General features: G+C 67.5%; 11 protein-coding genes. 7 read left to right on the plus strand and 4 right to left on the minus strand.

Features of this window, described 5'->3' with window-relative positions; all coding sequences use genetic code 11:
* The first annotated feature begins 140 nt into the window (after positions 1-140).
* Positions 141-2036, plus strand: a complete 1896-nt coding sequence (locus DAD99_RS14215) for an LVIVD repeat-containing protein (protein WP_193342049.1) — start codon at positions 141-143, stop codon at positions 2034-2036.
* A gap of 60 nt (positions 2037-2096) precedes the next feature.
* Here the strand turns inward: DAD99_RS14215 and DAD99_RS14220 are convergent, their stop codons facing one another.
* The 3 genes from DAD99_RS14220 to DAD99_RS14230 form a co-directional block, all read right to left on the minus strand.
* Positions 2097-3779 carry a formate--tetrahydrofolate ligase gene (locus tag DAD99_RS14220; protein ID WP_193342050.1) on the minus strand — a complete coding sequence of 561 codons (1683 nt, stop codon included), beginning with the start codon at positions 3777-3779 and terminating at the stop codon, positions 2097-2099.
* Between the two features lie 54 nt (positions 3780-3833).
* Positions 3834-5099: a D-inositol-3-phosphate glycosyltransferase gene (gene mshA / locus DAD99_RS14225; RefSeq protein ID WP_193342051.1), complete on the minus strand. Its 1266-nt coding sequence runs from the start codon at positions 5097-5099 to the stop codon at positions 3834-3836.
* A 113-nt stretch (positions 5100-5212) separates the two neighbouring features.
* Complete coding sequence (locus DAD99_RS14230) at positions 5213-6664, minus strand: 6-phospho-beta-glucosidase (protein ID WP_193342052.1); 1452 nt, start codon at positions 6662-6664, stop codon at positions 5213-5215.
* 70 nt (positions 6665-6734) lie between these two features.
* Between DAD99_RS14230 and DAD99_RS14235 the strand changes: the two genes are divergently transcribed.
* From DAD99_RS14235 to tsaD, 6 genes are read left to right on the plus strand one after another with little or no spacing between them, the layout of a single operon-like run.
* Complete coding sequence (locus DAD99_RS14235) at positions 6735-7826, plus strand: carbohydrate kinase family protein (protein ID WP_185261177.1); 1092 nt, start codon at positions 6735-6737, stop codon at positions 7824-7826.
* 48 nt (positions 7827-7874) lie between these two features.
* Complete coding sequence (alr, locus tag DAD99_RS14240) at positions 7875-9113, plus strand: alanine racemase (protein WP_193342053.1); 1239 nt, start codon at positions 7875-7877, stop codon at positions 9111-9113.
* 2 nt (positions 9114-9115) lie between these two features.
* A complete protein-coding gene (gene tsaE / locus DAD99_RS14245; RefSeq protein WP_193342244.1) occupies positions 9116-9733 on the plus strand; it encodes a tRNA (adenosine(37)-N6)-threonylcarbamoyltransferase complex ATPase subunit type 1 TsaE in 618 nt (205 codons plus the stop codon).
* Positions 9733-10404: a tRNA (adenosine(37)-N6)-threonylcarbamoyltransferase complex dimerization subunit type 1 TsaB gene (gene tsaB / locus DAD99_RS14250; protein ID WP_185261175.1), complete on the plus strand. Its 672-nt coding sequence runs from the start codon at positions 9733-9735 to the stop codon at positions 10402-10404. Before tsaE ends, tsaB begins: the two co-directional genes overlap by 1 nt.
* Positions 10405-10406: 2 nt before the next feature.
* Positions 10407-10940, plus strand: coding sequence for a ribosomal protein S18-alanine N-acetyltransferase (rimI, locus tag DAD99_RS14255; RefSeq protein WP_193342054.1), 534 nt, complete (start codon positions 10407-10409; stop codon positions 10938-10940).
* A complete protein-coding gene (gene tsaD, locus DAD99_RS14260) occupies positions 10937-12061 on the plus strand; it encodes a tRNA (adenosine(37)-N6)-threonylcarbamoyltransferase complex transferase subunit TsaD (RefSeq protein WP_227008031.1) in 1125 nt (374 codons plus the stop codon). Before rimI ends, tsaD begins: the two co-directional genes overlap by 4 nt.
* Positions 12062-12153: 92 nt before the next feature.
* On the opposite strand, the gene DAD99_RS14265 is transcribed toward tsaD, so the two are convergent.
* Entirely contained in the window at positions 12154-13305 is a 1152-nt protein-coding gene (locus DAD99_RS14265; protein WP_185261173.1) for a glutamate--cysteine ligase, read from the minus strand.
* Positions 13306-13551 lie beyond the last annotated feature (246 nt).

Genomic DNA, 13551 nt, shown 5'->3' on the forward strand with positions numbered 1-13551 from the left:
GAAAGGAGTCTGAAATTTAGCTGGACATTGGAAAAAGGCACGTTTAGGCTGAGCGCCATTGGGGGGTCCCAAAAAATCACAGCCGGAGGCAAACCATGCTACAACGCAGTAGATTGGTTGTTTGTGCAGTATTGAGTACCTTGGCGCTATCAACATTCGGACTGACCGGTGCCATCGCGGACCCTGACGGTCAGGACGGCACCGACGACGGACATCTCCTCGGAGACGGAGAGTCCGGAAAAATTCAACTCGTGGACGTCGTCAGACTGACCAACACGCCCGACCTGATCGCAGATGTCGCCGTCTCACCCGACGGCAATACCGCTTTTCTCGCCAACTGGGGCGAGCCCGACTGCGCCGGACCGGAAACCGGCGGCCAAACCAGCCCCGACGCCGGGGTCTACATTGTAGATATTTCCAGCGTGGACCAGTCGGATTCCCCGCCCGGATCCGAACCGAAACAGGTCGGATTCATCCCATCGCACCAGGACACCCGACCAGGCGAAGGCCTGCAGGTTGTGGAGATCACCACCGCACGCTTCAGCGGCGATGTCCTCGTCGTGAACAACGAACAGTGCGGAAAGAACGGCAAGGGCGGCTTATCCCTCTTTGACGTCACCAACCCGCTCAAGCCGAAGAAACTGTCCGAAAATTTCGGTGACCGCGAACCGGGCAGCCGGGACTCTAACGAAATCCATAGCGCGTTCGCCTGGGATGCCGGCGACAACGCCTACGTCGTGGTAACCGACAATGCAGAAGCCACGGATGTGGACATCTTCGACATCACCAACCCACACCGGCCCCGTCTGGTCGCGGAATATGACCTGAATGATTTCGGCGTGCAACAACCCGACCTGGGACTCACCGACTCTTTCCTGCATGACATGGTGGTCAAGGAAATCAACGGGAAATTCATCATGCTGCTCTCTTACTGGGACGGCGGCTACGTTCTCCTAAACGTCGATGATCCCGCTAATGCCGTGTTCCTTGGTGACTCCGAATTCGCCCCAGTTGACCCCGAGTTGCTGGAATCCCTCGGCGTATCGCTGACTCCGGAGGGTAACGCCCACCAGGCTGAATTCACCACCGACAACCGGTTTATCATCGGAACCGATGAGGACTTCGCGCCCTACCGCACTGACGACTTCACGATCACCAGCGGCGCCTTCCAGGGCATCTACCCATCGGCGATCGTCTCCGGCGGGCAGGCCCCGGCGATTCTGGCGGACCGAACCCTGAACGGTCCGGTTGTATACGGTGGCTACGGCTGCCCGGACTCAGCGCCAATTCCCACCCCTGCGAGCGTCCCCGGCTATCTGGAGTCACTGGTAGCCGGCCAAGAGACCATCCTGGTGCTCCAGCGGGGCCCCGTTGGTGACGCCAGTGCCCCGGAAGGCGCTTGCTTTCCTGGCGAGAAGGCCCATGAAGCGGCCCTGGCCGGTTGGGACGCTGTGGTATTCGTGAACCACCACAGCGGCGAGGCAGTCGGCGGCGAGCCGTTTTGCGGCTCCGGTGCTTTCGTGGATGAGATCGTTGCCATCTGCACCACACACGCAGCATTCCACCGGCTCTTCGACCGGGCTCCGGTCGACGGACCCTGGACCTACCCTGAAGACTTGTCCGTCGGCACAATCGGGGCGGAGATTGAAGTCGGCTCCATCTTTGATGGCTGGGGCTACGTCCACCTCCTGGACGCCAACACGCTCGAGGAACTGGACACATACGCCATCCCGGAAGCGCATGATCCGGCATTTGCGTTCGGCTACGGGGATCTGAGCGTCCACGAAGTAGCGGTGGACCCGCAGGATCCGTCCCTCGCCTACCTGTCGTACTACTCCGGCGGTCTGCGGGCCGTCCAGATCCAGTGCAGTAACCCTGCAGACAACTCCACCTGTGAACTTGTGGAAGTTGGCAGTTACCTCGACCCGGAAGGAAACGACTTCTGGGGAGTGGAAACGTTCATCGGTGAGGACGGCATGACCTACATCCTCGCCAGCGACCGCGACAGCGGCCTGTGGATCTTCAGGGACCCGTAGGGGGCCCGGAACAACCGGCGAAGGGGGCGGCAATGCCCCCTTCGCCGCGTCAGGGAAGTATCAGGAGAGGCCTACCGGGTTGCCGGCGTCGTCCACGTCCATACGCATGGCGGCGGGGGCGGCGGGGAGGCCGGGCATCGTCATGACGGCACCGGTCAGTGCCACGATGAAACCCGCTCCGGTCTTGGGAATAAGGTCGCGGACGTGCACGGTGAAGCCTTTGGGAGCCCCCAGCCGGGAGGCGTCGTCGGTGAAGGAGTACTGGGTTTTGGCCATGCAGACGGCAAGCTCGGTCCAGCCGTTCTTTTCGATCTCGGCCAGGCGCTTCAGGGCAGGGACGGAGAAGTCCACACCGTCCGCGCCGTAGATCTCCTGCGCAATGGTCCGGATCTTCTCCTCCACAGGCAGGTCCAAGGGATACAGATGGTGGAAGCTGCTCGGCCCGGCAACCGCAGCGGCGACCTTCGCGGCCAGTTCGTCGCCGCCGTCGCCACCGCCGCCCCGGCCCCACACATCCGCCACCGCAGCCTGGACCCCCTCCGCCGCGCACCACTCCAGCAGCCAGTCCAGCTCCTCTTCCGTGTCGGACGAAAACCTGTTGATGGCCACCACGGGCGCCACCCCGAATTTCTCGACGTTGTGCACGTGCCGCCGGAGATTCGCGACGCCGGCCTGCAGCGCCTCAAGGTCGGGCTCCGTCAGCCGGTCCTTGGGCACGCCGCCGTGCATCTTGAGCGCACGGACGGTGGCCACAACCACGACGGCCGACGGCGCCACGTCCGCGATCCGCGCTTTGATGTCCATATACTTCTCCGCGCCCAGGTCTGCGCCGAAACCGGCCTCGGTGACCACAATGTCCGCGAGCCGCCGCGCCGTCTGGGTGGCAATCAGCGAGTTGCAGCCGTGCGCGATGTTGGCGAACGGCCCGCCGTGCACCAGCGCGGGAGTGCCGGCAATGGTCTGCACCAGGTTGGGCTTGATGGCTTCCTTCAGGAGCAGGGTCAGGGCGCCCTGGACTCCGAGGTCCGCCACGGTGACCGGAAACCGGGAATACGTGTAGCCGAACGTGATCCGGCCCAGGCGCTCGCGGAGGTCAGCAAGGCTGGAGGCCAGGCAGAAAACCGCCATGATCTCCGAAGCCACGGTGATGTCGAAGCCGTCCTGCCGGGGGACACCCTGGGTGGGACCGCCGAGGCCGATGATCACCTCGCGGAGCGACCTGTCGTTCATGTCCAGGACCCGTTTGAACGTCATCCGCCGGGGGTCGATGTTCAGTTCGTTGCCCTGGTAGATGTGGTTGTCCACGAGCGCCATGAGGGCATTGTTGGCTGAGGTCACGGCATGGAAATCACCGGTGAAGTGCAGGTTGATCTCATCCATCGGCAGCACCTGGGAGTAGCCGCCGCCGGTGGCGCCGCCCTTCATGCCGAGGATGGGACCCAGCGAGGGTTCCCGCAGCGCGATCATCACCTTGTGCCCGGCCCGGGCCAGCGAATCGGCGAGCCCCACCGTGGTGGTGGACTTCCCTTCACCAGCAGGCGTGGGCGACATCGCCGAGACCAGCACCACTTTCCCCGCCGGCGCGGGAGCGGTCAGCAGTGCCGGGTCAACCTTCGCCTTGTAACGCCCGTACAGTTCCAGCGCGGCGGCGTTGATGCCCGCGGCCGCTGCGATCTCCCCGATGGGCCGCATCGTAGCCTGCCGTGCGATCTCGAGGTCGCTGAGGGTATTCCGTTCAGACATCCTTGTCCTTTGGTTGGGGCCGGGTACTGAAGGCCGACGGCGGTTGCCCGCCGCTTACGGTGCCGGCACCGCCGGGATCAGCCGGCTGGCCAGCTGCTGTTCGACGGCGGCGTGGTAAGTCTCGAGCGTGATCGCGGCAGTGCGGTTCCACCCCAGGTTCTCCGCGCGGATGGCCGCGGCCCGCCCCATATCGGCGCGGGTGTCCGGATCGTCGTACATGGCTTCGAGCGCGTCCGCCCAGTCCGAGGCGTGGTGCCCGTCCACCAGCAGCCCGGTCCGGCCATGGCAGATGGCGCGGGACAGTCCGCCCACCCGGGTGCCCACCACGGGGGTTCCGCAGGCCTGCGCCTCAATGGCCACGAGTCCGAACGATTCGCTGTAGGAAGGCATCACCACAACGTCCGCCGCCCGGAACCAGGACGCCAGGTCAGCCGCGCTGACCGGGGGAAGGTGCGTGACGACGTCGTCCATTCCGGACTCCGCGATCAGGTGCCGGAGGTTGAAGTCCTTGTTGCCGCTGAGGGCGCCCAGGATGGTGAGCCGGAGATCGATCCCCGGCCGCCGGGCGCGAAGAAGGGCCGCGGCCTTGAGCAGGATCTGCGGGCCCTTCAGCCGCTGGATCCGGCCGGCGAACACCAGGTGGAACGTCTCCGGCGAAACACCGCGTTCGGCCCGGGACCGCGCGCGGAACGCGGGTGTAAAGGTGCTGAGGTCCACGCCCGGCGGCGCCACATCGATACGGTCGTAATCTGCACCGTAGTGGGACACCAGCTCTTCGGCTTCGGCCGTGGTGTTGGCAATCAGGCGGGCGGCGCCGTCGACGATCCGGTGCTCGCCCTCCTCACGCCGACGTGGCTCGGGCAGTTCGCCGGACTCCAGCAGGAGGTTCTTGACCTTGGCCATGGTGTGCATGGTGTGGACGAGCGGCACACCCCAAACTTCCGAAAGCTCCAGGCCGGCGATCCCGGACACCCAATAGTGCGAATGGATGACGTCATAGCGGCCGTGCGGCTGGCGCCGGCGGATCTGGTCGATCTCGGCCACCATGCTGTGGAGCAGCGCGGGCAGTTCTTCCTTGGGGATCTTCCGCGGCGGCCCGGCCAGCACGTTGTGGACGCACACGCCGGGGAAGGGATGTTCGACGGCGGCCTGCTTGGCTGAGGTGGAGCGCGTGAAGATCTCCACCTCCACGCCAGTCTCGGCCAGCGCCGAGGCCAGCTCCCGGATGTAGACGTTCATCCCGCCGGCGTCGCCGGCGCCGGGCTGCTCCATCGGGGAGGTGTGGAGGGAGAGTAAAGCGACCCTGCGGATCAATGTCATGGCTTCTCCTTCCCACCGCTGGCGCGCGGCGCGGGACCTGATGTTGCCCGCTCGGTAAAACACTACTCCAGCCGCTCCGGGGCGGCCTCCCGGCACGTGATGTACCGGAAACTTTAGCTGCGCCAAAGCTCCAGCAGCGCAGGGAACGCACGCTCGTAGCCGGCCAGCAGCTTGGCCCCGAGCGCGGGTGAGTCCACGAGCGGGTGCCGGCTGAAGGCGTCGGCGGCGGCCGCCCGGTCTCCGTGCATCGCGGCCCGGACGGTGAGCCGCTCGACCTCCTTGATGCGCCGGAGCAGGGTGAGTTGCTCCGGCCCCGGGGCTGACTGTGGAAGCGGCGCCGCGCCGTCGGGCGTTACGGTGCAGGGGACCTCGACGACGGCGTCCGCGGGGAGTCCCGGAATGGCCGGTTCCGCGGGGATGCCCCCGGGGGCGGTCGCCCCGCCAGGATCGGACGGAAGTGAGTTGGGGGTGTTGAGGATGAGCTGGGAATCCCCGGCCCCTGCCAACGCGCGCATCACGGCGAGGGCCACGCGTTCGTAGCCGCCGCCGGCGAGGTCGTCCTCGTCGCGCTGCTCGCCGTGGATCCGTGCCTCGGCGAGGTAGCCTTCCTCCCGCGAGCGGCGGGCGGCGTCCCACAGTCTGTAGGCGTCCGCCCCGGCAGTGGCGAGCCGCGGGTACAGCTCTGTCTGCTGGTGATGGATGGACTCTCCGCGGGTCCGCGCCATCGCGCGCATGGCCGCGGCGGCGCTGTCCCGCCGGTAGTAGTAATAGAGGTATTCGTTCGGCAGGGCGGCGAGGCCCTGGAGGAAGGGCTGCGGAAAGAGCCGGCCTTCCTCGAATGTGCCGAGGGCGGCCGGGTCGGACAGCAGGCCGGGCAGCAGATCGTGGCCGCCGGACTCCAGCTGGTAGAGCCAGCCCAAATGGTTCAGACCGAAGTAGCCCACGCCGTCGAGCTTTCCGTCCGGCAGCGACAGGCCGGCCGCGCGGGCCGCCCGGTGCACCAGGCCGCCCGCAGAATCGCAGATCCCGATGACCTTCCGGCCCAGGACGGGCAGGAGGGCTTCGGTGACCATGCCGGCCGGGTTGGTGAAGTTGATCAGCCACGCGTCCGGGCAAAACTCCCGCATCTGCCGCGCCAGGTGCAGCATCTCCGGAACGGTGCGCAGCGCGTAGGAGATGCCGCCCGCGCCGGTGGTTTCCTGGCCAAGAAGGCCGAGGTCCTGGGCCACCCGTTCGTCGTGGATCCGGCCGGCTGTACCGCCGGGGCGGATCGCCGCGAACACCATGTCTGTCCCCGCCAGGGCCTCGGGCAGGGACGTGGTGGAACGCACGGCAGGCGGCCGGGCACCGGTGTGATGGCCAGCGGTGGGGCCGCCGGCAGGGCCGCCGGCAGGGCCGCCGGAATCCGGCATGGCATGCAGAACCGCGTTGATGGCTCTCAGGCGGGCGGGATCGACGTCGAACAGCACCAGTTCGCTGACCAGCTCCGCGAACGCGCCCGAGGACAGCGCCCGGTAGACAAGCGGCACGCGGAATCCGCCGCCGCCGGCAATCATAAGCCGCATAGTCAGCAGTGTAGGCCTCCGCGGGGCGCGCCCCTACCGCGTGGCGTCGACAGGGCGTAGTGTGCCGGACATGGACGCCATCCCGGACCGTCGCTTCGATCCGCTCTCGTCCGTCCGCGCGCAGTCCGGCGGCGGGTTCGACCTGATCCTCGCCGGAACGGTCTTCCAGGACATCATCTTCACCGGCCTGCCCCACGCGCCGGAGCCGGGCACGGAAATTTGGAGCAACGGCATGGGCAGCTGCCCCGGCGGCGTCGCAAACCAGGCTATTGCGGCGGCGAGGCTGGGACTGCGCACCGGATTGGCCGCCGCGTTCGGCGACGACGGTTACGGGGACTACAACTGGAAGATATTGGCCCGGCAAGAGCATGTGGACCTGAGTATGTCGCGCAAAGTCGAGGGGTGGCATTCGCCGGTCACCGTCTCGCTCTGTGTGGAGAAGGACCGGTCGCTGGTGACCCACGGCCACCCGGCCCCCGTGACGTCGTCCGAATTGATTGGTTCACCGCCCCGGGCGCTCGCCGGCATTGCCGAGCTCGGCGTCGAGATTGAACCCTGGGCCGTGGCCGCACAGAAGGGGGGCGTGAAGCTGTTTGGGGATGTGGGGTGGGATCCCAGCGGTGAATGGTCACCGGTCCGGTTGGACAACCTGCAGTACTTCCATGCGTTCCTGCCCAACCAGCGCGAGGCCATGGCGTTCACCGGGAAGGACAATCCGTGGTCCGCGCTGTACGCCCTCGCCGATCGCGTGCCCGTGGCCGTGGTGACGCTCGGCGCGCAGGGTGCCATGGCCGTGGACTCGGAGACGGGGGAGGAGGAGTGGGTACCGTCGCCGCCGGTCACTGCTTTGGATCCCACCGGCGCCGGAGACTGCTTCGACGCGGCCTTCATCGTGGGCAGCCTGGCTGGCTGGCCGCTGGGCAACAGGCTTCGTTTCGCAAACCTCTGCGCCTCCCTCGCCGTGCAGGAGGTGGGCGGTTCGTTGGCGGCACCCGGCTGGGGAGACATCGCGGACTGGTGGCAGCGGGCCAACTCCAGGCCGGAACGCCAGAGCAGTCAGTGGCTCCGCCGTTTCGGCTTCCTGGCCGACATTCTCCACGACATACCGCTCGCGGCCCAGCGCCGGGCCACCGCCACGATCGCGCACCTTTCCGATGCCTGAGGGCGCCGCGATTATCCCGCCCTGAGCGCCCGCACTAGAATCACTAGCGTGACTTATCCCGTAACAACAGGTGACTTCCGCGCGGCCTCAGGACCCGATCCTCGGTACGAGCGGTCCGCCGTTATCGACCTGGACGCAATCCGCCACAACGTGCGACGGCTGGCAGACGCGGCCTCGCCCGCCAAGGTCATGGCCGTGGTGAAGGCTGACGCGTACGGACACAGCGCGGTTCCTGTAGCCCGGGCCGCCCTGGACGCCGGCGCGTCCTGGCTGGGCGTCGCACACATCTCCGAGGCGCTGGCACTGCGGGCGGCGGGCATCGAAGCTCCGCTGCTGGCCTGGCTGCACACGGCGGAAAGCAACTTCGCCGCAGCCGTGGCTGCCGGCGTCGACATCGGCTGCTCCGGGTGGGAACTGGACCGGATTGTGGCCGCCGCGCGTGACCAGGAGCGTCCCGCCCGGATCCACCTGAAAGTGGACACCGGTTTGGGCCGGAACGGCGTAGCGCTCGATGCCTGGGACCAGCTGCTGGGCGAGGCCATGGAGTACCAGGACCAGGGCCTCCTGCGGGTGGTGGGCATCTTCTCCCATCTGTCCGTGGCCGATGAACCCGAACGGCCGGAAACCGATGATCAGCTGGCGGCCTTCCGCGAGGTGCTGGCTGTGGCTGAGGACGCGGGCGTGGACCCCGAGGTCCGCCACCTGGCCAACACCCCGGCCACATTGTCCCGCCCCGATACCCACTTTGACATGGTCCGCGTGGGTTTGGGCATCTACGGTCTCTCGCCCTTTGAAGGCCAGACGTCCGCCGAACTGGGCCTCCGTCCCGCGATGACGCTGCGCACCCTGGTGTCCCAGTGCAAGCAGGTCCCTGATGGGCAGGGCGTTTCCTACGGCCTGCGCTACCGCACCAGCGGCCCCAGCACCCTGGCGCTGATCCCGCTGGGCTACGCGGACGGCGTGCCCCGCATTGCCACCGGCGGTCCCGTCCGGGTGGCCGGCCGGACCTACCCCGTGGTGGGCCGGATCGCCATGGACCAGATGGTCATCGACCTCGGCAACATCGGCCCCACCGGCGCAGACCTCTTCGGCGCCGAAGCGGTGCTGTTCGGCAACGGGGACGACGGCGGTCCCACGGCGGACGACTGGGCGGTCGCCGCCGGCACCAACAACTACGAGATCGTGACCCGGATCAGCCCGCGGGTGCCACGCCGGGTCATCAACGAAAGTCCCGCCGTCGGCCGTCCTGCCGTGGGAAATCCCGACGCCGGGCAGGCAACGCCGTGAGCATGGCGCCGGCAGAGATGCCCCACTGGGAAGAGTCGCTGAGAGTCACGACGGCGGACCAGACCCACGCGCTCGCCGCCGCTCTGGGGGCGGAGCTGCAGGCCGGGGACCTGGTGGTACTGACCGGCGAGCTGGGTGCCGGGAAAACCACCTTCACGCAGGGCCTTGGCGAAGGCCTGGGCGTGCGCTCGGGCATCATCTCGCCCACGTTTGTCCTGGTCCGCATCCACCCCAACCTGCCCGACGGCCCGCGGCCCGGTGGCCCCGACCTGGTGCACGTGGACGCGTACCGGCTGGGATCGGCGTCGGAAATTGACGACATTGACCTGGAAAACACGCTGGACTCGGCCGTGACCGTGGTGGAGTGGGGACGCGGCCGGGTGGAGCACCTGAGCGAGAGCCGGCTGGAAGTGGACCTGCACCGCGCGATCGGGCTGGAACCGGTCGGGCCGGACGGGGTGGCGGACGCGGCGGAACGGAAACCCAACCCCGCCCACACTGAAATCCTGGACTTCGACACCGAGGACCTCGACGAGCCGCGCACCATCGTGCTGCGCGGTTTCGGTCCCCGCTGGAGCACCATCCCTGCCCTGGGCGGGGCCTTCGAAGGGACACCCTGATGCTTATTCTTGCCATCGACACCTCCGCCGTAGCCAGTGCTGCGCTGGTTTCGGACGACGCCCTTGAAGGCGTTGTGGCCAGCTTCTCCACCGAGGACACCCGCAGCCACGCCGAAGTACTGGCCCCCGGCATCGAGGACCTGCTGGCTTCTGCCGGCGTCACCGGCCGGGACATTGACGCGATCGTGACAGGCGTGGGCCCAGGCCCGTTCACCGGCCTGCGCTCGGGGATCGCAACCGCCCGGACGCTCGCCTTCGTCTGGGACAAACCGCTGTACGGGCTGATGAGCCTGGACGCTGTGGCGCTGGAAGTGGCAGAGTCCACTGATGCCGCGGCCGAATTCCTGGTGGTCACGGACGCCCGGCGCAAAGAAGTTTACTGGGCACGGTACAGTCTCGCCGACGGCCAATTGCCGCAGCTCGAGGACGGCCCGCACGTCAGCTTCGCCGCCGACCTCCCGCACCTCCCGGCCTACGGCGCAGGCGCCGGACTCTACAGTGACGTGCTGCGCGCAGACCCGGGCTTCAGCAACGAGCAGCCCGACGCTCTCTACCTCGGACAGTTCGCCCTGGCCCGGCTCGCCTCCGGCGGGCAACTGCTCGACTCCACACCCCTGTACCTCCGCGAGTCGGACGCCCAGGTCCCCGGCCCACGGAAGCGGGCCCTGTGAGCATGCCTACCAGCGCAGACGGAGTGGTCTTCCGGGATATGACCCTGGAAGACGTGCCCGCAGTGGACGCTCTGGAGCAGCGGCTGTTCCCGGCGGACGCGTGGCCGCTGCACATGTTCCTGTCCGAACTGTCCCAGCACGAAACGCGCCGGTACCTGGTGGCGGAAAGTGGCGGGGACATTGTGGGCTACGCCGGCCTGATGTGCATCGAGCCCGTCGCGGATGTCCAGACCATCGCCGTGGTGCCTGAATTCGAAGGCAGGGGTGTCGGCTCAACACTCCTGACCCGGCTGGTTGACGAAGCCCGGCACCGGGGAGCAGCGGACGTCCTCCTGGAGGTCCGTGCGGACAACCCCCGGGCGCAGCAGCTGTACGTGCGGTTCGGCTTCGAACAGATCCATGTCCGCCGCGGGTATTACCGCGACGGCGTTGACGCCCTGATCATGCGGCTGCAACTGGTCCCCGAAGGCACAGCCCCCGCACCAGCCGACCCGGCACCAGCCCCGGACCCCACAACAGAAGCAGGCAAAGCATGAACCGCTCGCAGCCCCTGGTGCTGGGCATCGAATCCTCCTGCGACGAAACCGGCGTGGGCATCGTCCGCGGCACCGCGCTGCTCACCAACACGGTGTCCTCCTCGATGGACGAGCACGTCCGCTTCGGCGGCGTGATCCCCGAGATCGCCTCCCGCGCACACCTTGATGCCTTTGTGCCCACTCTGCGGCAGGCCCTGGCCGACGCCGACGTGCCGCTGGAGGACGTGGACGCCATTGCCGTCACCTCCGGCCCCGGGCTGGCAGGCGCCCTGATGGTGGGGGTCTGCGCCGCGAAGGCGTTGGCCGTGGCCACCGGCAAGCCGCTGTATGCCATCAATCACCTGGTGGCGCACGTCGGCGTCGGGCTACTGGACGTAAACCCCGACGGCGGTGCTGCTGCGGGTGCTGCGGTTGGGCTCGGCCACGGCGGCCGTCTCCCGGAGAACCTGGGTGCCCTGCTGGTCTCCGGCGGGCACACCGAGATCCTGAAGATCGACAGCATCACCAGCGACGTCCAGCTCCTCGGCTGCACCATCGACGACGCCGCCGGCGAAGCCTACGACAAGGTGGCCCGCATCCTGGGCCTCGGCTACCCGGGCGGCCCGGCCATCGACAAGCTCGCCCGCACCGGCAACCCCAAAGCCATCCGTTTCCCGCGCGGCCTCAGCCAGCCCAAGTACATGGGCACCGCCGAGGAGCCTGGAAAGCACCGCTACGACTGGTCCTTCAGCGGCCTGAAGACGGCAGTGGCGCGGTGCGTCGAGCAGTTCGAGGCCTGCGGCGAAGAGGTGCCGGTGGCCGACGTCGCCGCAGCCTTCCAGGAAGCGGTGGTGGACGTCATCACGTCCAAGGCCGTCCTGGCCTGCCGCGAGCATGGCATCAAAGACGTTCTCTTAGGCGGGGGAGTGGCCGCCAACTCCAGGCTGCGGGAACTCACCGGTCAGCGCTGTGCGTCCGCCGGAATCAAGCTCCATGTGCCGCCGCTGGAGCTGTGCACGGACAACGGCGCCATGGTGGCGGCCCTCGGTGCCCAGCTGGTGATGGCCGGGATCGGGCCCAGCGGCATCCGCTTCGCCCCCGACTCCTCGATGCCGGTCACCGCGGTGTCACTCCCCGCCTGACCGCCCAGCTGACTGCCCCGCCTGACCGCCCAGCTGACTGCCCCGCCTGACCGCCCAGCTGACTGCCCCGCTGATAGAGCAACGGGTGGGGATTACCCCGTGGGCCCGTTCCGCATCTGCTTGACCAGGTCCAGCACCACGGCCTGCAGGTCGCCGCCGTGCTCGGCAGCGACGCGGCGCTGCCGCTGGTACCCTGCGCCGCGGCGGATGATCTTTTCGACGTCTGCCAGTTCGTCGGGGCAGCCGAGCTTCGCGGCCACTGGCTCAAGCCGGTTCAGGGTCTCCAGGAGGTGGTCGGTGACCAGCCGTTCGTTGCCGGCGGCGTCGAGGATGATGATGGCCTCCATGCCGTAGCGGGCGGCACGCCACTTGTTCTCCTGGACGTGCCACGGCGGCATAGTGGGGATGGTGCCGCCGTTGTCCAGGGTGGTGGAGAATTCATCCACCAGGCATTGGGTGAGGGCGGCAATCGCGCCCACTTCCTCCAGGGTGGCCAGGCCGTCGCAGATGCGCATTTCGATGGTGCCGAGGTTGGGAACCGGCCGGATGTCCCAGCGGATCTCGGACAGGGTGTCAATGACGCCGGTGGTGAACATGTCCTGGACGTAGGACTCGTATTCGCCCCAGGACGGGAACTGGAAGGGCAGGCCCGCGGTCGGCAGCTGCTGGAACATCAGGGCGCGGTGCGAAGCGTAGCCGGTGTCCTCGCCGCCCCAGAACGGGCTCGACGCCGAGAGAGCCTGGAAGTGCGGGAAGTAGTTGACCAGGCCATCCAGGACGGGGAGTGCCTTTTCGCGCCGGTCCAGGCCCACGTGGACGTGCACACCATAGATGACCATCTGCCGGCCCCACCACTGCGTACGGTCGATCAGCTTGGCGTACCGGGCTTTGTCCGTCACGGGCTGCAGCTGCGGCGGGCTGAACGGGTGGCTGCCGGCGCAGAAAGCCTCCACGCCCATGGGGTCGGTGATTTCGCGCACCGCGGCCAGGGACCGGTTGAGGTCCTCCTTGGCTTCGGCGGCAGTTTCGCAGATGCCGGTGACCAGCTCCACGGTGTTGAGCAGGAGTTCCTGCTTGATGTGCGGGTGCTCGTCGTCTTCGTTGAGTTCGGGGTGCTTGGCAACCACGCCGCTGAGCACTTCGTTGGCGACCGATGCCAGTTCACCGGTCTGGCCGTCCACCAGCGCCAGCTCCCATTCCACACCAAGAGTTGATTGCTTCGATGAAGCGAAATCAATCTTCATGCGTTCCCCTAACTGTTCGGATATCACTGGGCACGCGCCGCGTTCAAGTCTAGTCCAGGGGTAGCATCGTCTTGATGGCCTTGTTCATATGGAGCCGTGAGAGTATTCACAAATCCACCCTCTTTTTCGCGGCCGCCGCCGTGGCCGCTACGACGGCATGCACGGCGGTTCCCACCACCACCCCGGCGACCTCCAGCCCCGCGCCGGCGTCGACCCCGGGATCAGAGCGTCCGACGGCGGCACCTC

The organism is Pseudarthrobacter sp. AB1, from assembly GCF_014926485.1.
GTDB lineage: Bacteria > Actinomycetota > Actinomycetes > Actinomycetales > Micrococcaceae > Arthrobacter.

Coding starts and splice junctions, on each gene's coding strand:
- DAD99_RS14220 (WP_193342050.1), bottom strand. CDS start 3,779: ATGTCTGAACGGAATACCCTCAGCGACCTCGAGATCGCACGGCAGGCT.
- tsaD (WP_227008031.1), top strand. CDS start 10,937: ATGAACCGCTCGCAGCCCCTGGTGCTGGGCATCGAATCCTCCTGCGAC.
- tsaE (WP_193342244.1), top strand. CDS start 9,116: ATGGCGCCGGCAGAGATGCCCCACTGGGAAGAGTCGCTGAGAGTCACG.
- mshA (WP_193342051.1), bottom strand. CDS start 5,099: ATGACATTGATCCGCAGGGTCGCTTTACTCTCCCTCCACACCTCCCCG.
- DAD99_RS14235 (WP_185261177.1), top strand. CDS start 6,735: ATGGACGCCATCCCGGACCGTCGCTTCGATCCGCTCTCGTCCGTCCGC.
- rimI (WP_193342054.1), top strand. CDS start 10,407: ATGCCTACCAGCGCAGACGGAGTGGTCTTCCGGGATATGACCCTGGAA.
- DAD99_RS14230 (WP_193342052.1), bottom strand. CDS start 6,664: ATGCGGCTTATGATTGCCGGCGGCGGCGGATTCCGCGTGCCGCTTGTC.
- tsaB (WP_185261175.1), top strand. CDS start 9,733: ATGCTTATTCTTGCCATCGACACCTCCGCCGTAGCCAGTGCTGCGCTG.
- DAD99_RS14265 (WP_185261173.1), bottom strand. CDS start 13,305: ATGAAGATTGATTTCGCTTCATCGAAGCAATCAACTCTTGGTGTGGAA.